The organism is Kitasatospora sp. NPDC001095 (assembly GCF_053598615.1).
Window position 1 is genome coordinate 97,412 of record NZ_JBSFKQ010000009.1, and the last position, 17,719, is coordinate 115,130.

General features: G+C 71.4%; 18 protein-coding genes. 11 read left to right on the top strand and 7 right to left on the bottom strand.

What is annotated here, in order from left to right:
• The first annotated feature begins 115 nt into the window (after positions 1 to 115).
• From rapZ to ACWDBB_RS11295, 8 genes are all read left to right on the top strand, one after another.
• Positions 116 to 1,000 (top strand): RNase adapter RapZ, encoded by an 885-nt coding sequence (gene rapZ / locus ACWDBB_RS11260; RefSeq protein WP_380455137.1) that lies wholly within the window; start codon positions 116 to 118, stop codon positions 998 to 1,000.
• A gap of 63 nt (positions 1,001 to 1,063) precedes the next feature.
• Positions 1,064 to 2,161 (top strand): gluconeogenesis factor YvcK family protein, encoded by a 1,098-nt coding sequence (locus tag ACWDBB_RS11265; RefSeq protein ID WP_449789420.1) that lies wholly within the window; start codon positions 1,064 to 1,066, stop codon positions 2,159 to 2,161.
• On the top strand, positions 2,152 to 3,132 hold the full coding sequence (whiA, locus tag ACWDBB_RS11270) for a DNA-binding protein WhiA (RefSeq protein ID WP_360340925.1): 981 nt from the start codon (positions 2,152 to 2,154) through the stop codon (positions 3,130 to 3,132). Before ACWDBB_RS11265 ends, whiA begins: the two co-directional genes overlap by 10 nt.
• A gap of 359 nt (positions 3,133 to 3,491) precedes the next feature.
• The gene (gene gap / locus ACWDBB_RS11275) at positions 3,492 to 4,499 is read left to right on the top strand and encodes a type I glyceraldehyde-3-phosphate dehydrogenase (protein ID WP_449789328.1); all 1,008 of its coding nucleotides are present in this window, start codon (positions 3,492 to 3,494) and stop codon (positions 4,497 to 4,499) included.
• 154 nt (positions 4,500 to 4,653) lie between these two features.
• Complete coding sequence (locus tag ACWDBB_RS11280) at positions 4,654 to 5,865, top strand: phosphoglycerate kinase (protein WP_449789329.1); 1,212 nt, start codon at positions 4,654 to 4,656, stop codon at positions 5,863 to 5,865.
• 5 nt (positions 5,866 to 5,870) lie between these two features.
• Positions 5,871 to 6,656 carry a triose-phosphate isomerase gene (tpiA, locus tag ACWDBB_RS11285; RefSeq protein ID WP_449789330.1) on the top strand — a complete coding sequence of 262 codons (786 nt, stop codon included), beginning with the start codon at positions 5,871 to 5,873 and terminating at the stop codon, positions 6,654 to 6,656.
• 87 nt (positions 6,657 to 6,743) lie between these two features.
• A complete protein-coding gene (secG, locus tag ACWDBB_RS11290; RefSeq protein ID WP_449789331.1) occupies positions 6,744 to 6,980 on the top strand; it encodes a preprotein translocase subunit SecG in 237 nt (78 codons plus the stop codon).
• 205 nt (positions 6,981 to 7,185) lie between these two features.
• Entirely contained in the window at positions 7,186 to 7,473 is a 288-nt protein-coding gene (locus ACWDBB_RS11295) for an RNA polymerase-binding protein RbpA (protein ID WP_223245297.1), read from the top strand.
• An 89-nt stretch (positions 7,474 to 7,562) separates the two neighbouring features.
• Here the strand turns inward: ACWDBB_RS11295 and pgl are convergent, their stop codons facing one another.
• From pgl to tkt, 5 genes are all read right to left on the bottom strand, one after another.
• Positions 7,563 to 8,351, bottom strand: a complete 789-nt coding sequence (pgl, locus tag ACWDBB_RS11300; RefSeq protein ID WP_392878520.1) for a 6-phosphogluconolactonase — start codon at positions 8,349 to 8,351, stop codon at positions 7,563 to 7,565.
• Positions 8,348 to 9,457 (bottom strand): glucose-6-phosphate dehydrogenase assembly protein OpcA, encoded by a 1,110-nt coding sequence (gene opcA / locus ACWDBB_RS11305; RefSeq protein ID WP_449789332.1) that lies wholly within the window; start codon positions 9,455 to 9,457, stop codon positions 8,348 to 8,350. Before opcA ends, pgl begins: the two co-directional genes overlap by 4 nt.
• On the bottom strand, positions 9,454 to 11,010 hold the full coding sequence (gene zwf / locus ACWDBB_RS11310; RefSeq protein WP_449789421.1) for a glucose-6-phosphate dehydrogenase: 1,557 nt from the start codon (positions 11,008 to 11,010) through the stop codon (positions 9,454 to 9,456). Before zwf ends, opcA begins: the two co-directional genes overlap by 4 nt.
• Positions 11,011 to 11,071: 61 nt before the next feature.
• Positions 11,072 to 12,214, bottom strand: coding sequence for a transaldolase (gene tal, locus ACWDBB_RS11315; RefSeq protein ID WP_449789333.1), 1,143 nt, complete (start codon positions 12,212 to 12,214; stop codon positions 11,072 to 11,074).
• An 89-nt stretch (positions 12,215 to 12,303) separates the two neighbouring features.
• Positions 12,304 to 14,403, bottom strand: coding sequence for a transketolase (gene tkt / locus ACWDBB_RS11320; protein ID WP_449789334.1), 2,100 nt, complete (start codon positions 14,401 to 14,403; stop codon positions 12,304 to 12,306).
• 474 nt (positions 14,404 to 14,877) lie between these two features.
• Here tkt and ACWDBB_RS11325 point away from each other — a divergent pair, with 474 nt between their 5' ends.
• On the top strand, positions 14,878 to 15,825 hold the full coding sequence (locus ACWDBB_RS11325) for a heme o synthase (protein ID WP_449789335.1): 948 nt from the start codon (positions 14,878 to 14,880) through the stop codon (positions 15,823 to 15,825).
• 50 nt (positions 15,826 to 15,875) lie between these two features.
• Here ACWDBB_RS11325 and ACWDBB_RS11330 read toward each other — a convergent pair whose 3' ends face one another.
• Entirely contained in the window at positions 15,876 to 16,517 is a 642-nt protein-coding gene (locus ACWDBB_RS11330; protein WP_449789336.1) for a DUF2461 domain-containing protein, read from the bottom strand.
• Positions 16,518 to 16,589: 72 nt separating this feature from the next.
• Here ACWDBB_RS11330 and ACWDBB_RS11335 point away from each other — a divergent pair, with 72 nt between their 5' ends.
• Together ACWDBB_RS11335 and cutA are read left to right on the top strand one after the other, a co-directional pair.
• Positions 16,590 to 16,916, top strand: coding sequence for a hypothetical protein (locus ACWDBB_RS11335; protein WP_449789337.1), 327 nt, complete (start codon positions 16,590 to 16,592; stop codon positions 16,914 to 16,916).
• A gap of 227 nt (positions 16,917 to 17,143) precedes the next feature.
• Positions 17,144 to 17,470 (top strand): divalent-cation tolerance protein CutA, encoded by a 327-nt coding sequence (cutA, locus tag ACWDBB_RS11340; RefSeq protein WP_449789338.1) that lies wholly within the window; start codon positions 17,144 to 17,146, stop codon positions 17,468 to 17,470.
• Positions 17,471 to 17,474: 4 nt separating this feature from the next.
• Here the strand turns inward: cutA and ACWDBB_RS11345 are convergent, their stop codons facing one another.
• The gene (locus ACWDBB_RS11345; RefSeq protein WP_449789339.1) at positions 17,475 to 17,675 is read right to left on the bottom strand and encodes a hypothetical protein; all 201 of its coding nucleotides are present in this window, start codon (positions 17,673 to 17,675) and stop codon (positions 17,475 to 17,477) included.
• Positions 17,676 to 17,719: the final 44 nt, after the last annotated feature.

Sequence of the window (17,719 nt, forward strand, 5' to 3'; positions counted from 1 at the left end):
CCGACGCCGCCCGTCAGCCGGTGTGCCCCGGCCCCGCCCGCCTGCCCGGGCCGGGGAAGGGCGGCCGAGCCGTACGCGTTCTCCCCAGCAGAAAGACCGAGAGCGGGGAACCGAAGTGACCGTGTCAGACGTGGCCGAGAACGCGCCGGAGCTGGTGATCATCTCCGGCATGTCCGGAGCCGGCCGCTCCACCGCCGCCAAGTGCCTGGAGGACCTCGGCTGGTTCGTGGTGGACAACCTGCCGCCGGCCCTGATCCCGACCATGGTCGACCTGGGCGCCCGTTCCCAGGGCAACGTCGCCCGGATCGGCGTGGTCGTGGACGTCCGCGGCCGGCAGTTCTTCGACGACCTGCTCACCTCGCTGGACGAGCTGGAGAAGCGCGGCGTCCGGCTCCGGGTCGTCTTCCTGGACTCCTCCGACGAGGCGCTGGTGCGCCGCTTCGAGAGCGTCCGCCGCCCGCACCCGCTGCAGGCCGACGGCCGGATCGTGGACGGCATCGCCCAGGAGCGCGACCTGCTGCGCGACCTGCGCGGCGAGGCCGACCTGGTGATCGACACCTCCAACCTCAACGTGCACCAGCTGCGCGCCAAGCTGGACGCCCAGTTCGCCGACCACGACGAGCCCGAGCTGCGCGCCACCGTGATGTCCTTCGGCTTCAAGTACGGCCTGCCCGTCGACGCCGACCTCGTGGTGGACTGCCGCTTCCTGCCCAACCCGCACTGGGTGCCCGAACTGCGGGCCCGCACCGGCACCGACGCGGACGTCGCCGACTACGTCTTCCAGCAGCCCGGAGCCAACGAGTTCCTGGACGGTTACGCCCAGCTGCTGCGCGTCATCACCGAGGGATACCGCCGCGAGGGGAAGCGCTACATGACGCTTGCCGTAGGCTGCACCGGTGGCAAGCACCGCAGCGTCGCCATGTCCGAGCGTCTGACCAAGCGTCTCATCGCCGACGGAGTCGAGACGGTGCTCGTCCACCGTGACATGGGACGGGAGTAACCGCCGCCTCCCTGCCGGGCCCGCCGGCGGAGCGGTCGGCGGGCCGAGGAACGCGAGGTGATTGTGGCGGGATACGTGCCCGGGCGGCAGCCGCAGAGCAGGACCGGCGACCGGGCGGGCAGCCCGGCCCGGCCCACGGCGCCGGGCCGCCCGCGCAGCAGTCCCGCCCGCACCAATCCGGCGCCCAGGATCGCCGCGCTCGGCGGCGGGCAGGGCCTGTCCGCCTCGCTGTCCGCGCTGCGCCGGCTCACCACCGACCTCACCGCCGTGGTCACCGTCGCCGACGACGGCGGCTCCAGCGGTCGGCTGCGCGAGGAGCTCGGCGTGCTGCCGCCGGGCGACCTGCGCAAGGCGCTGGCCGCGCTGTGCGGGGACGACGACTGGGGCCGCACCTGGTCCGAGGTGATCCAGCAGCGCTTCACCGGCAACGGCGAGCTCGGCGGCCACGCCGTCGGCAACCTGCTGATCGTCGCGCTCTGGGAGAAGCTCGGCGACCCGGTGGCGGCACTGGACTGGGTCGGCCGGCTGCTCAACGTGCAGGGCCGGGTGCTGCCGATGTCGGCGGTGCCGCTGGACATCGAGGCGACCGTCCGCGGCCACGACCCGCGGCACCCCACCGAGGTCACGGCCGTCCGCGGCCAGGCCGACGTCGCGGTGACCCCGGGCACCGTGCAGTCGATCCGGCTGCTGCCGGACGGGCCGCCCGCCGTCCCGGAGGCGGTCACCGCCGTCCGGGAGGCGGACTGGGTGGTGCTCGGCCCCGGCTCCTGGTTCACCAGCGTGCTGCCGCACCTGCTGGTGCCCGACCTGGCCAAGGCGCTCACCGAGACCCGCGCCCGCCGCCTGCTCACCCTGAACCTGGCCCCCCAGCCCGGCGAGACCGAGGGCTTCACCCCCCAGCGTCACCTGGAGGTCATCGCCGACCACGCTCCGGACCTCGCGGTGGATGCGATCCTGGTGGACGAGCGCGCCGTCACCGGCGGGGCCTTCGGCCAGGCCGACCTGGACGGCCTGGAGAAGGCCGCCGAGCGGATGGGCGCGGCTCTGGTACTCGGCTCGGTGGCCCGCACCGACGGGACGCCGCGACACGACCCCGAGCTGTTGGCGGCAGCGTACGACCGGATTTTCCGGACACATGGAAGGATCGGGCCATGGCGATGACTCCAGCGGTGAAGGACGAGATCAGCCGGCTCCCGGTCACCCGGGCCTGCTGTCGCAAGGCGGAGGTGTCGGCGATCCTGCGGTTCGCGGGCGGGCTGCACATCGTGAGCGGCCGCATCGTGATCGAGGCGGAGCTGGACACCGGAGCGGCGGCACGGCGGCTGCGCAAGGACCTGCTGGAGATCTTCGGGCACTCCTCGGATCTCGTGGTGATGGCTCCCGGCGGGCTGCGCCGCGGCAGCCGTTTCGTGGTCCGGGTGGTCAAGGACGGCGAGCTGCTCGCGCGCCAGACCGGGCTCGTGGACGGCCGCGGCCGCCCGATCCGGGGCCTGCCCCCGGCGGTCGTCTCGGGGGCCACCTGCGACGCCGAGGCGGCCTGGCGCGGGGCCTTCCTGGCGCACGGTTCCCTCACCGAGCCGGGCCGCTCCTCCTCGCTGGAGATCACCTGCCCCGGCTCCGAGGCCGCCCTCGCCCTGGTCGGCGCCGCCCGCCGGCTCGGCATCCCGGCCAAGGCCCGCGAGGTGCGCGGCGTGGACCGGGTGGTGATCCGCGACGGCGACGCGATCGGCGCCCTGCTGACCCGGCTCGGCGCGCACGAGTCGGTGCTCGCCTGGGAGGAGCGCCGGATGCGGCGCGAGGTGCGGGCCACCGCCAACCGGCTGGCCAACTTCGACGACGCCAACCTGCGCCGCTCGGCCCGCGCCGCGGTGGCGGCCGGCGCCCGGGTGGCCCGTGCGCTGGAGATCCTCGGCGACGAGGTGCCGGAGCACCTGGCCGCGGCCGGCCAGCTGCGGATGCAGCACAAGCAGGCCTCGCTGGAGGAGCTGGGCGCGCTCGCCGACCCGCCGCTGACCAAGGACGCGGTGGCCGGCCGGATCCGCCGGCTGCTGGCGATGGCGGACAAGCGGGCCTCCGAGCTCGGCCTGCCGAGCACCGAGGCGAGCCTCACCGACGAGATGGCGCTGAACTGACGCTCACGCTCCGTGACGAACACACGGCCGGTGCCCCGATCCGGGGCGCCGGCCGTCGGCGTTCCGGGACCGCCGTCCGGCCGCTTCCCGGACGGGGTCGCGGACGGCGTCCCGAACGGGTTTCCGGACCTGCCGGCACACCCGAATTGGTAGAGACCACTGGCCCGGGACCAACTGCCCGGCGGAGCAAGGCCGGACGGCCTGAAATCGGGTTTCGGCCGCGCCACGCCCGGTCTCGGCAGGCGGTGCGATGTGCCGTGCGAGGCCCCGGAGGGGTAGGGTCGTAGGCGGTCGGGGACTTCCCAAATCTCACCCCCGTCGGGCCTCGCGCCCGGCGTACCTAACGAGGAGATCGGTTCGTGACGATCCGGGTAGGCATCAACGGCTTCGGCCGCATCGGCCGCAACTTCTTCCGCGCGGTCAAGGCCCAGGGCGCGGACATCGAGATCGTCGGTGTCAACGACCTCACCGACACGAAGACCCTGGCTCACCTGCTCAAGTACGACACCACCCTGGGTACCTTCCCGGGCGAGGTCTCGCACACCGCGGACAGCATCACCGTCGACGGCCACACCTTCAAGGTGACCGCCGAGCGTGACCCCGCGAACCTCCCGTGGGCCGCCCTGGGCGCCGACATCGTCGTCGAGTCCACCGGCATCTTCACCAAGGCCGAGGCCGCGAAGAAGCACCTCGCCGCCGGCGCGAAGAAGGTCATCATCTCGGCGCCCGCCACCGACGAGGACGTCACCATCGTCCTGGGTGTCAACGACGACAAGTACGACGCGGCCAACCACCACGTCATCTCCAACGCCTCCTGCACCACCAACTGCGTGGCGCCGATGGCGAAGGTGCTGAACGAGAGCTTCGGCATCGTCAAGGGTCTGATGACCACCGTCCACGCGTTCACCAACGACCAGGTCACCCTGGACTTCCCGCACAAGGACCTGCGCCGTGCTCGTGCGGCCTCGCAGAACATCATCCCGACGTCGACGGGTGCCGCCAAGGCGACCGCCCTGGTCCTGCCGGAGCTGAAGGGCAAGCTGGACGGCACCTCGCTGCGCGTCCCGGTCCCGACCGGCTCCATCACGGACCTGGTCGTCACCCTGGAGCGCGAGGTCACCAAGGACGAGGTCAACGCGGCCTTCCAGAAGGCCGCGCAGGAGGGCCCGCTCAAGGGCATCCTGGCCTACACCGAGGACCCGATCGTCTCCTCGGACATCGTGAACGACCCGGCCTCCTGCATCTTCGACTCCAGCCTCACCATGGTCCAGGGCAACCAGGTCAAGGTGCTCGGCTGGTACGACAACGAGTGGGGCTACTCGAACCGCGTCGTCGACCTGGTCGCCCTCGTCGGCGGGCAGCTCTGACCTTGCGGGAGCTGACGTGATGTAGGGGCGAGGGCCCGGACGGCGTACGGTGCCGACCGGGCCCTCGTTCCGCGCTCAAGGACTTCTCAGGCGGCCCCTGCGCCGTGCCGCCTCACTGCGCATCAACCATCTCCCCAGGAGAAACCGAATCCCCGTGAAGACCATCGAAGAGCTCATCGAAGCCGGTATCGACGGCAAGCGCGTCTTCGTGCGCGCCGACCTGAACGTGCCGCTGGACGGTGACACGATCACCGACGACGGCCGGATCCGCGCCGTCGCGCCGACCATCGCCAAGCTGGCCGCGGCCGGCGCGAAGGTCGTCGTCGCCTCGCACCTCGGCCGCCCCAAGGGCGCGCCGGACCCGGCGTTCTCGCTCGCCCCGGCGGCCAAGCGCCTCGGCGAGATCCTCGGCAAGGACGTAGCCTTCGCCGCCGACACCGTCGGCGACAGCGCGAAGGCCGTTGTGGCCGCGCTGACGGACGGCGAGGTCGCGCTGCTGGAGAACCTGCGCTTCAACGCCGGCGAGACCAGCAAGGACGACGCCGAGCGCAAGGCCTTCGCCGAGCAGCTGGCCGCGCTGGCCGACCTGTACGTCGGCGACGGCTTCGGCGCCGTGCACCGCAAGCACGCCTCGGTGTACGACCTGCCGGCCCTGCTGCCGCACGCCGCGGGCGACCTGATCGCCACCGAGGTCGGCGTGCTGAAGAAGCTCACCGAGGACGTCGCCCGCCCGTACGTGGTGGTGCTCGGCGGTGCCAAGGTCTCCGACAAGCTCGGAGTGATCGACAACCTGCTGAAGAAGGCCGACCGGATCCTGATCGGCGGCGGCATGGCGTACACCTTCCTCAAGGCCAAGGGCCACGAGGTCGGCATCTCGCTGCTGCAGGAGGACCAGATCCCGACCGTCCTCGGCTACCTGGCCGAGGCCGAGCAGCGCGGCGTCGAGTTCGTGCTGCCGGCGGACGTCCTGGTCTCCGCCGACTTCCCGGACCTCAAGACCAAGGCCCCGGCGAACCCCTCGACCGTCGACTCGGACAAGATCCCGGCCGACGAGGAGGGCCTGGACATCGGCCCGAAGACCCGCGAGCTGTACGCGGCCAAGCTGGCCGACGCGGGCACGGTGTTCTGGAACGGTCCGATGGGCGTCTTCGAGCACCCGGACTACGCGAACGGCACCCGGGCCGTCGCCCAGGCCCTGATCGACAGCAACGCGTTCACCGTGGTCGGCGGCGGCGACTCCGCCGCGGCCGTCCGCATCCTGGGCTTCGACGAGAACGCCTTCGGACACATCTCGACCGGCGGTGGCGCCAGCCTCGAGTACCTGGAGGGCAAGACCCTCCCCGGTCTCGCCGCTCTGGAGGACTGAAACACATGACCGACCGTCTCCCGCTGATGGCGGGCAACTGGAAGATGAACCTCAACCACCTCGAGGCCATCCAGCACACCCAGAAGCTGGCCTTCGCGCTGGCCGACAAGGACTACGAGGCCGTCGAGGTCGCCGTCCTGGTGCCGTTCACCGACCTGCGCTCGGTGCAGACCCTGGTCGACGGCGACAAGCTGAAGATCAAGTACGGCTCGCAGGACATCTCGCAGCACGACGGCGGGGCCTACACCGGCGAGGTCTCCGGCCCGATGCTGGCCAAGCTCAAGTGCACCTACGCGGTGATCGGCCACTCCGAGCGCCGCCAGTACCACGGCGAGAACGAGGAGATCGTCAACGCCAAGGTGAAGGCCGCCTACCGCGCCGGGATCACCCCGATCCTGTGCGTCGGCGAGCCGCTGGAGATCCGCAAGGCCGGCACCCACGTCGAGTACACCCTGGCGCAGCTGGACGGCGGCCTGGCCGACGTCCCGGCCCACCAGGCCGAGTCGATCGTGGTCGCCTACGAGCCGGTCTGGGCGATCGGCACCGGCGAGGTGGCCACCCCGGAGGACGCGCAGGAGGTCTGCGCCGCCATCCGCAAGCGGATCGCCGAGCTGTACGACGCCGAGCTGGCCGGCAAGGTCCGGGTGCTGTACGGCGGTTCGGTGAAGTCGTCGAGCGCGGCCGGTCTGATGGCCAAGCCCGACATCGACGGCGGCCTGGTCGGCGGTGCCTCGCTGGACGCCGACGAGTTCGTCAAGATCGTGCGCTACCGTGAGCAGGCAGTAGGCTAACGCCGCCGCAGCAACGTAGGCTTTGGGGCCGGACCGCCGTACGCGGCCCGGCCCCTTCGCCGAAGATACGAGAGAGTTGGTCCCGTCGTGGTTCTCGGGTTCTCGATTGCCCTGATCATCTTCAGTCTGCTGATGATCCTGCTCGTGCTGCTGCACAAGGGGAAGGGCGGCGGCCTGTCCGACATGTTCGGCGGTGGCGCGATGTCCACCGGCGGCGGCTCGGCGGTGGCCGAGCGCAACCTGGACCGCATCACCATCGTGGTCGGCGCGGGGTGGTTCGCGTGCATCATCGTCCTGGGCCTGGTGCTGAAGTACCAGAGCTGACGTATCCCTGACGCCCCGTCGCCCGAGCGCCTATCCTGGGACGGTCGGGTGCGGAGGCGATGGTGGCGGATGCTTAACTCCTGCTTACACTAGGACGACTTTCGCCACCGACGCGCACCGCGGCGGGTCGGCGCACCAGTACGCAGGGAGTCAGACCGTGGCAAGTGGCAATGCCATCCGTGGCAGCAGGGTCGGGGCCGGCCCGATGGGCGAGGCGGAGCGCGGCGAGTCCGCCCCGCGCAACCGGATCTCCTTCTGGTGCGCGAACAAGCACGAGACCCGTCCCAGCTTCGCCGCCGAAGCGGCGATCCCGGAGACCTGGGACTGCCCGCGCTGCGGCTTCCCCGCGGGGCAGGACCAGCACAACCCGCCGGCGCCCTCGCGCAACGAGCCGTACAAGACCCACCTCGCCTACGTCCGTGAGCGGCGCACCGACGCCGACGGCGAGGCGATCCTGGCGGAGGCGCTGGCGAAGCTCCGCGGCGAGATCTGAGCGGAACGGCTCCGGCCCGGACAGCGGCAACAGCACGAAGGGCGCCATCGTCGAACGACGGTGGCGCCCTTCGGCGTTGCCGGATCCGGTTACGCGGAGGCCGGCGGGTAGAGCTGCGGCGGGATCCGCTCCGCGGCGGCGCGGTCCAGCAGCCACAGGGTGCGGCTGCGGCCGTACGCGCCGGAGGCGGGCGCCTGGAGCTCGCCGGGGCCGGACAGGGCCAGCGCGACCGCGCCCGCCTTGTCCTCGCCGGCGGCCAGCAGCCAGACCTCGCGGGCGGTGCGGATCGCCGGGAGGGTGAGCGAGATGCGCACCGGCGGGGGCTTGGGGGCCCCGCGGACGCCGATCACGGTCAGCTCGGTCTCCCGCACGCCCGGGTGCTCGGGGAAGAGCGAGGCGACGTGGGTGTCCGGGCCGACGCCGAGCAGCAGCACGTCGAAGGCCGGGACGCCGAGCCGGTCGCCCGGCCCGGCCGCCTTCGCCAGCTCCTCGGCGTAGCGGGCGGCGGCGGCCTCCACGTCCGAGCCGTCCACCCCGTCCGAGGCGGGCATCTCGTGCACCCGCGCCGGGTCGAGCGGGACGGCGTCCAGCAGCTCGGCGCGGGCCTGGACGGCGTTGCGCTCCGGGTCGGCGGCGGGCAGGAAGCGCTCGTCGCCCCACCAGAGGTCCAGCCGGCCCCAGTCGACCGCGTCGCGCGCCGGGGAGGCGGCGATCGCGGCCAGCAGGGCGTTGCCGTTGCGACCGCCGGTGAGCACCACCGAGGCGCTGCCGCGGGCGGCCTGGGCGTCCACGATCCGGGTGATCAACCGGGCCGCGGCCGCCTGGGCCATCAGCTCCTTGTCCCGGTGGACGACCAGCTGCGGAGTCGCGTTGGTCATGCGCCTTCCTTGGTGGTGCGCTTGCCGGCGGCCCTGCGCGCGGGCTTGCGCTCCGCGGCCTCGGCGGTCACCCGGTCCGGGTTGGCCACGGCGGCCTCGGCGGCCTCCTCGACGGCGACCTCGGCCTCCTCGGCGACCTCGCGGGCGACCCTCTCGGCCGCCTCGGTCTCGGCGTTGACCGGTTCCTGCAGCCGCTCGACGGGCGTGCGCACGGCCGTCGCGTAGATGTCGTCCGGATCCAGGCGGCGCAGCTCCTCGGCGATCAGCTCCGAGGTCTCGCGCCGCTTGAGCGCCACCTGGCGGTCCGGCGAGCCGGGCATGGACAGCGTGCCCAGCAGGCCGTCCGGGCGGTCCAGGGTGATGTCCCCGTCCTTGGTGCGCAGGCGCACCGCGGTGATGCCGGGGCCGTTGGTGACGACCCGCTCGACCGGCACGCGCAGCCGGTTGGTCAGCCAGAGGCCGAGCAGCTCGACGCTGGGGTTGTAGGACTCGCCCTCGACGACCGCGGAGACGATCGTGGACGGCCGCTGGTCCAGCGCGGCGGCCAGCATCGAGCGCCAGCCGGTGATCCGGGTCCAGGCCAGGTCGGTGTCGCCCGGGGTGTAGCTCTGGGCGCGCTGGGCGAGCTGGCCGACCGGGGACTCCGCGGTGACGGCGTCGGTGATCCGGCGCTGGGCGATCGAGCCCAGCGGGTCCTGCGCCGGGTGGTGCGGCGCGTTGTCCGGCCACCAGACGACGGTCGGGGCGTCCGGCAGCAGCAGCGGCAGGACCACCGACTGGGCGTGCGAGGCGAGTTCGCCGTGCATCCGCAGGACGACCGTCTCGCCGGAGCCGGCGTCCGAGCCGACCAGGATCTCGGCGTCCAGCCGGGTCTCGGCCCGCGCCCGGGGCGAGCGCCCGGCGCGCTTGATCACCGCGAGGGTGCGCATCGGGTGCTCGCGGGAGGCGTCGTTGGCGGCCTTGAGGGCGTCGTAGGCGCTGCCCTCGTCGGTCACTATCACCAGGGTGAGCACCATGCCGGCGGCGCCGGAGCCGCGGGCCCGGCGCGCCTCCATCAGCGCGGCGTTGATCTTGCTGGACGTCGTGTTGGTGAGGTCGATCTTCATGGCCGGCGCCAGCTCCTGCCGTCTCGTGCGAGCATCTCGTCCGCCTCGACGGGGCCCCAGGTCCCCGCCGCGTACTGGGCGGGCTTGCCGTGGCTGTCCCAGTACTTCTCGATCGGGTCGAGGATCTGCCAGGAGAGCTCGACCTCCTGGTGGCGCGGGAACAGGTTGGCGTCGCCGAGCAGCACGTCGAGGATGAGCCGCTCGTACGCCTCCGGGCTGGACTCCGTGAAGGACTCACCGTAGGCGAAGTCCATCGTGACGTCCCGGACCTCGAAGGAGGTGCCCGGCACCTTGGAGCCGAACCGCACCGTCACGCCCTCGTCCGGCTGGACCCGGATGACCAGGGCGTTCTGCCCCAGCTCCTCGGTCGCGTAGGAGTCGAAGGGCAGGTACGGGGCGCGCTGGAAGACGACCGCGATCTCGGTGACCCGGCGGCCCAGGCGCTTGCCGGTCCGCAGGTAGAACGGGACGCCCGCCCAGCGGCGGTTGTTGATCTCCAGCTTGATGGCCGCGTAGGTGTCGGTCTTGGACTCGGGGTCGATCCCGTCCTCGTCCAGGTAGCCGACGACCTCCTCGCCGCCCTGCCAGCCCGAGGCGTACTGGCCGCGCACGGTGTGCCGGCCGAGGTCGGCCGGGAGCTTGACGGCGCTGAGCACCTTGAGCTTCTCGGCCACCAGCGCCTTCGGGTGGAAGGAGGCGGGCTCCTCGATGGCGGTGAGCGCCATCAGCTGCAGCAGGTGGTTCTGGATGACGTCACGGGCGGAGCCGATGCCGTCGTAGTAGCCGGCCCGGCCGCCGATGCCGATGTCCTCGGCCATGGTGATCTGCACGTGGTCGACGTACGACCGGTTCCAGATCGGCTCGAACATCTGGTTGGCGAAGCGCAGCGCCAGGATGTTCTGGACCGTCTCCTTGCCCAGGTAGTGGTCGATCCGGAAGACCTCGTCCCGGGGGAAGACCTCGTGGACGACCTTGTTGAGCTCCTGGGCGCTCTCCAGGTCGTGGCCGAAGGGCTTCTCGATGACCGCGCGGCGCCAGGAGCCCTGCGGCGGATCGGCCAGGCCGTGCTTCTTGAGCTGCTGGACGACGGTCGGGAAGAACTTCGGCGGGACGGACAGGTAGAAGGCGAAGTTGCCGCCGGTGCCCTGGGCCTTGTCCAGCTCCTCGATGGTCTCGCGCAGCTTGTCGAAGGCGTCGTCGTCGTCGAACGTCCCGTGGACGAAGCGCATGCCCTTGGCGAGCTGCTGCCAGACCTCCTCCCGGAACGGGGTGCGGGCGTGGTCCCGGACGGCGTCGTGGACCTCCTTGGCGAAGTCCTCGTCGTCCCACTCGCGGCGGGCGAAGCCGACGAGGGAGAAGCCCGGCGGAAGCAGACCGCGGTTGGCCAGGTCGTAGATGGCCGGCATCAGCTTCTTGCGGGACAGGTCGCCGGTGACCCCGAAGATGACCAGACCGGACGGCCCCGCGATGCGCGGGAGCCGTCGGTCGGAGGGGTCACGAAGCGGGTTGACGGCCGCGGGCGGGAGATCGTCCGCGTCCGATTCCGACGTCAACTCGGGGAAATCAGTGCTCACTTGATGGGCTCCGCTTTCGTGCGCTGGCTGTGAGCAGGGGTCACTTCTCGTCGGCGAAGGAGGCGAGCGAGGCGGTGACGGTGTCGAGCAGTTCATTCCAGGACTGCTCGAACTTCTCGACGCCCTCGTCCTCCAGGAGCTGCACGACGTCGTCGTAGTCCACGCCGGCGGCGGCGATCGCGTCCAGCACGGCCTTGGCGTCGGCGTAGTTGGGGACGATGGTGTTGCCGGTGACCACGCCGTGGTCGGCGGTGGCGTCCAGGGTGGCCTCGGGCATCGTGTTGACGGTGCCGGGGGCGACCAGCTCGGTGACGTACAGGGTGTCCGGCAGGGCCGGGTCCTTGACACCGGTGGAGGCCCACAGCGGACGCTGCGGCTTGGCGCCGACGGCCTCCAGGGCGGTCCAGCGGGCGTTGCCGGCGGTCTTGCCGTCGACGCTGCCGAAGACCTCCTCGTACGCCTGGTACGCGAGGCGGGCGTTCGCCAGCGCGGCCTTGGAACGCAGGTTCCTGGCCTCGCCGCCGATCTTGTCCAGGCGCTTGTCGATCTCGGTGTCCACGCGGGAGACGAAGAAGGAGGCGACCGACTCGATCTGGGAGAGGTCCAGGCCCTTGGCCTTGGCGGCCTCCAGACCGGTCAGGTAGGCGTCGATGACGGCCTTGTAGCGCTCCAGCGAGAAGATCAGCGTGACGTTGACGCTGATGCCCTTGCCGATGACCTCGCTGATCGCGGGCAGGCCGGCCTTGGTCGCGGGGATCTTGATGAAGACGTTCGGGCGGTCGACCAGCCACCACAGCTGCTTGGCCTCGGCCACGGTGGTGGCGGTCTCGTGCGCCAGGCGGGGGTCGACCTCGATGGAGACCCGGCCGTCGCGACCGTTGGAGGCGTCGTAGACGGGGCGCAGCACGTCGGCCGCGTCGCGCACGTCCGAGGTGGTGATCATGCGGATCGCCTCGTCGGTGGTGACCTTGCGGACGGCGAGGTCGCGCAGCTGGCCGTCGTAGGAGTCGTCGCCGGCGCCGGCGATGGCCTTCTGGAAGATGGTCGGGTTGGTGGTCACGCCCACCACGTGCTTGTTCTGCACCAGTTCGGCCAGGTTGCCGGAGTTCAGCCGCTTGCGGCTGAGGTCGTCCAGCCAGATCGCAACGCCTTCGTCGCTGAGGCGCTTCAGTGCGTCAGTCATGGTGCTTCAGTCCCTTGTTCTTCTTGCTTCGTGGGGTGGTCGGAGGGGGCCGCGTGCCCGCGTGCGGGCGGGCACGCGGCCCGGAGCCGCTAGCGGTTGACGGCCTCGAGGGATCGCAGGGCGTTGTGGGCCTCGGCCACCACGCGCTCGGCGGTGATGCCGAACTCCTCGAACAGCACCTTGTAGTCGGCGGAGGCGCCGAAGTGCTCCAGCGACACGATCCGGCCGTGGTCGCCGACCAGCTCGCGCCAGCCCTGGGCGATGCCGGCCTCGACCGACACCCGGGCCTTGACCGACGGCGGCAGCACGCTGTCGCGGTAGGCCTGGTCCTGCTCCTGGAACCACTCGAAGGACGGCAGCGAGACCACCCGGGTGGCGATGCCCTCGGCCTCCAGCACCTCGCGGGCCTGGACGGCCAGCTGGACCTCGGAGCCGGTGCCGAGCAGGATCACCTCCGGAGCCCCGGTGGAGGCCTCGGCCAGGATGTAGCCGCCCTTCGCGGTGCCCTCGGCGGAGCCGAAGACCTCGCGGTCGAAGGTCGGCACGCCCTGGCGGGTCAGCGCCAGGCCGACCGGGCCGGGGTGGCTGGTCTGGCGCTCGATGACGGTGCGCCACGCGACGGCGGTCTCGTTGGCGTCGGCCGGGCGGACCATGGCCAGGCCCGGGATGGCGCGCAGCGCGGCCAGGTGCTCGACCGGCTGGTGGGTCGGGCCGTCCTCGCCGAGGCCGATCGAGTCGTGCGTCCAGACGTAGGTGACCGGCAGCTTCATCAGCGCGGCCAGGCGGACGGCCGGGCGCATGTAGTCGGCGAAGACCAGGAAGGTGCCGCCGTACACGCGGGTGTTCCCGTGCAGGGCGATGCCGTTCATGGTCGAGCCCATGGCGTGCTCGCGGATGCCGAAGTGGATCGTCCGGCCGTAGGGGCTGGCCGACTTCAGCGGGTTGCCCTCGGGGAGGAAGGAGCTGTCCTCGTCGATGGTGGTGAGGTTGGACTCGGCGAGGTCGGCCGAGCCGCCCCACAGCTCCGGGATCACCGCGCCGAGGGCCTTGAGGGTGTCGCCGGAGGCCTTGCGGGTGGCGACGTCCTTGCCGGCCGGGAAGGACGGGACGGCCTTCTTCCAGCCCTCGGGCAGCTCGCCGGCCCGGATCCGGTCGAACTCGGCGGCGGCCTGCGGGTGGGCGGCGCGCCAGGCGTCGAAGCCCTGCTGCCACTGGTCGCGGGCGGCCTTGCCGCGCTTGATGACCTGGCGGGCGTGCTCGATGACCTGGTCGCTGACCTCGAAGGTCTTCTCCGGGTCGAAGCCCAGGACCTTCTTGGTGGCGGCGATCTCGGCGGCGCCGAGCGCGGAGCCGTGCGCCTTGGCGGTGTTCTGGGCGTCCGGGGCCGGCCAGGCGATGATGGTGCGCATCGCGATCATCGAGGGCCGGGAGGTCTCGGCCTTGGCCGCGGCCAGCGCCTCGGCGAGGGCGGCCACGTCGATGTCGCCGTTGGCCTTCGGGGCGACCCGCTGGACGTGCCAGCCGTACGCCTCGTAGCGCTTGAGGACGTCCTCGGAGAAGGCGGTGTCGGTGTCGCCCTCGATCGAGATGTGGTTGTCGTCGTAGAGGGCGACCAGGTTGCCCAGCTTCTGGTGGCCGGCCAGCGACGAGGCCTCGGCGGAGATGCCCTCCTCCAGGTCGCCGTCGGAGACGATGGCCCAGATGGTGTGGTCGAACGGGGACTCGCCGGCCGGGGCCTCGGGGTCGAACAGGCCGCGCTCGTAGCGGGCGGCCATCGCCATGCCGACCGCGTTGGCGATGCCCTGGCCGAGCGGGCCGGTGGTGGTCTCCACGCCGGCCGTGTGGCCGTGCTCGGGGTGGCCGGGGGTGCGGCTGCCCGCGACACGGAAGGCCTTGAGGTCGTCCAGCTCCAGGCCGTAGCCGGAGAAGTAGAGCTGGGTGTAGAGAGTCAGGCTGGTGTGCCCGGGGGAGAGGACGAAGCGGTCGCGCCCGACCCAGGACGGGTCGGTCGGGTCGTGGCGCAGGAACCGCTGGAAGATCAGGTACGCCGCCGGGGCCAGCGACATGGCCGTCCCGGGGTGTCCGTTGCCGACCTTCTGGACGGCGTCCATGGCCAGGACCCGCGCGGTGTCGACCGTGCGCTCGTCCAGATCGGTCCACTCGAATGCGTTCGTCGGCGCAGTGCTCACCCTGTCTCAGGGCTCCTTCCGTTGTGAAGAGTGACCCCGTGAATGGGGACCGGGTCGGCCACGGCGCTGTGGTCCCGACGTTGGGTGGTGCCGGTCACGGAGGGTAGATCCCGCTTCTGCGTGCGAGCCTACCGTCCGGGTCACGGCTCACCCTCCGTGCTGGGACAACCGGCAATTCCGCACGCAGATTCCCACTGGGACGGTCGGACTGGATTTGTCCCAGACTCTCCCGATTCGCGGCCCCGCGCCGCTCCGGTGGTCAGGACGGGCGAGCGGGCCCCGGCAGAGGCCCCCCGGAGGGCCCCGACGACCCCGCCCGGGCGGTTCACCCGGGGGTGTGCGTTACGCCTCGCCGGGGGACCCCGGAGCCGGATGCGATATATGGAGCGTCTATGGTGTCGTGGTACGCGCAGAGCGGACGATTCGGGACCCTTCGTTCCTGTGGACGCCTGCGAAGATTCATCTTCAGTTGGGGTGTTAGTGACCGCCGTCGAAACCCGTCCCGCCGGGGTCACCGGGGCGACTCCTGCGCGCCGGCCCTTCGGGGCCCGTGTCGGCGCGTTCGTCGCACTGACCAAGCCGCGGATCATCGAGCTGCTGCTGATGAGCACCGTGCCGGTGATGTTCCTGGCCCAGCAGGGCGTGCCGAACATGCTGCTGGTGCTGAAGGTCGTCGTCGGCGGCTACCTCTCGGCGGGCGGCGCCAACGCCCTCAACATGTACATCGACCGGGACATCGACGCGGTCATGTCGCGCACCGAGCGGCGCCCGATCGTCACCGGGATGGTCTCGCCGCGCGAGGCGCTGGTCTTCGGCGTCGTGCTCGCGGTGGTCTCGACCCTGCTGCTGGGCTACGGGGTCAACTGGCTGTCCGCCTGGCTGGCGCTGGGCGCGCTGCTGTTCTACGTGTTCGTCTACACGCTCGGGCTCAAGCGGCGCACCTCGCAGAACATCGTCTGGGGCGGCATCGCCGGCTGCATGCCGGTGCTGGTCGGCTGGTCCTCGGTGACCAACTCGGTCTCCTGGGCCGCGGTGGTGCTCTTCCTGGTGGTGTTCTTCTGGACGCCGCCGCACACCTGGGTGCTGTCGATGAAGGTCCGAGAGGACTACGAGCGGGCCGGCGTTCCGATGCTGCCGGTCATCAAGGGCAACGTGGCGGTCGGCAAGCAGGTCGTCGCCTACTCCTGGGTGATGGTGGCGGTCTCGCTGGCGCTCTGGCCGCTGGGGCACATGAGCTGGCTGTACCCGGTCGCCGCGGTGCTGCTGGGCGGGGCCTGGCTGCGCGAGGCGCACGCGCTGTACGGGCGGGCCAAGGCCGGGATCGTGGGCGCGAAGCTCAAGGAGATGCGGCTGTTCCACTGGTCGATCACCTACCTGTCGCTGCTGATGGTGGTCTGCGCGATCGACCCGTTCGTCAAGTAGAGACTTATGAGGAGAGCCCCGGTCCAGGCGGACCGGGGCTCTTCGCGTTCTCAGCGGGCGGGGAGCTCGGAGGGGCCGACGTGGCCGTCCAGCCAGTCCCGCAGCGGTTGGGAGGCGTGCAGGAAGCCGGTGATCCGGGTGTACGCGGCGCGGGTGCCCAGCCACTTCGCGGGCTCCCAGTCCTGCCAGGCCACCAGGCCCTTGTGGCGCAGCAGCTCGATCCTGGGGTGGTCCCTGGGGTAGCCGCGCGGGGCCGACTTGAGGCTGTCCCGGCCGTGCACCTGCGGGCCGGCCCGCTCCACCCGGGCGATCACCCGTTCCAGCTCGGCGCCGCTCACGTCCTCGGCGACGGCGGCGCGGTAGCGCTCCAGCTGGTCCGGGGCGAGGTGGTAGAAGCCGTTGCCGCAGGCCAGGCCGTCGGCGGAGAGCTGGATGTAGCCGCCGCTCTCCAGGTGCGCGCCGATGTGGGTCTTGTACGGGGACTTGTCGGCGCTGAACCGGACGTCGCGGTTGGGCCGGAAGATCTTCCCCGGCCCGAACTCCGGCTCCAGTTCGGCGAGCAGGTGCTCCATCGGGGTCCGTACGGCGTCCTCGTACTGCCCCTTGTGGGCCTGCCAGAAGGTCTTGGAATTGTCGGCTTCCAGCTGCTCGTAGAAGTCGAGCGCCTCGGCCGGCCAACCGGAGAAGGTCACTTCTCCAGTATGTGGCCCGGTGCACAGGGCGCTCCCGTCGCCAGCGCCGCTACCGGTGGGTAGCATGCGGGCATGAGCAGCGTTGAGACCGCCACCGCGCCGGACGCCCGTACCGAGCGCCGTGCCAAGCGCATCGCCAAGAACCTGACCAGCTTCGCCCGGCAGCACGGGGGCAGCGCCGACGCGGTCGTCGAGTACGTCGGCGCCGTGGCCACCCGGATCGTCGTGGTGGGCGCGGACGGCGCCTGGGGCGACCAGGTGGCCCCCAGCTACGCCGTGGGCAAGCGCGCCGCCGAGCTGGCCGGGCTGACCCTGCACGACGACTTCGAGGGCGAGCTGGGCCTCAAGGTGAAGACCGGCCCGTACGAGTGGAAGCGCATGGCCGGCATCCAGATCTGACCGGCCCTGCGGTACGACGAACGGCCCGGTTCCCCTGCCTGGGGGAACCGGGCCGTCGTTTCAGATGGGGAGGTTCCAGCCCGGCCCGTCCTCGCTTTCGATCCACACGCGCTGGCTGGGTCGCGAGACGGTGATCCCGAAACTCCGGTGTAGCCGGGTGGGAACCGGCCGATGGCCTCGCCGGTAGGCAGTCGTGAGCCTTGCCCCACCCCCGTACGCTCAAGCTCATGCCGAACCGTGACTTCATCGTGGTGACCACGACCCATGACGATGAGACCAAGGCCCGTGAGCTTGCCGCCGCAGTGGTGCGGGACCGCCTAGCGGCCTGCGCGCAGGTGTACGCGATCAACTCCGTGTACTGGTGGGACGGCGACGTGCAGAACGAGGGCGAGTGGCGGATCGACTTCAAGACCCGCGCGGACCTCGCCGACCGGCTGGCAGCCCGGATCGGTGAACTCCATTCCTACGACACCCCAGAGATCATCGGAGTCCCGGTGGTCACCGGATCGAACGCGTATCTGGACTGGGTGAACGCCGAGACCACCGCCAGCTGAGCGCCTACCCGAGCGCGGCCCGGATCTCCTCGCGGAGGTGCCGGGCCGCTGCCGTCTCCGGCAACTGCTCCGCGAGCGCGGCCAGCCGGACGCGGCCCATTGTCGTCTCGCTCTCCACGGTTGCTGCCAGGGCCCGTCGGCCGATCTCCACGGCTTGGTCGACGGCCCCGGCGGTCAGGTACCCGGTGGCCACGTCGCCGAGCACCGCAACCGCATCTTCCGGTCATCCTCGCCCAGGTCGGTGAGCGC

Bases quoted from the DNA above. Each gene is read 5' to 3' on its own strand.
- tpiA (WP_449789330.1), top strand. From the start codon at position 5,871: ATGACCGACCGTCTCCCGCTGATGGCGGGCAACTGGAAGATGAACCTC.
- ACWDBB_RS11335 (WP_449789337.1), top strand. From the start codon at position 16,590: ATGAGCAGCGTTGAGACCGCCACCGCGCCGGACGCCCGTACCGAGCGC.
- tal (WP_449789333.1), bottom strand. From the start codon at position 12,214: ATGACTGACGCACTGAAGCGCCTCAGCGACGAAGGCGTTGCGATCTGG.
- opcA (WP_449789332.1), bottom strand. From the start codon at position 9,457: ATGAAGATCGACCTCACCAACACGACGTCCAGCAAGATCAACGCCGCG.
- cutA (WP_449789338.1), top strand. From the start codon at position 17,144: ATGCCGAACCGTGACTTCATCGTGGTGACCACGACCCATGACGATGAG.
- pgl (WP_392878520.1), bottom strand. From the start codon at position 8,351: ATGACCAACGCGACTCCGCAGCTGGTCGTCCACCGGGACAAGGAGCTG.
- whiA (WP_360340925.1), top strand. From the start codon at position 2,152: ATGGCGATGACTCCAGCGGTGAAGGACGAGATCAGCCGGCTCCCGGTC.
- ACWDBB_RS11295 (WP_223245297.1), top strand. From the start codon at position 7,186: ATGGGCGAGGCGGAGCGCGGCGAGTCCGCCCCGCGCAACCGGATCTCC.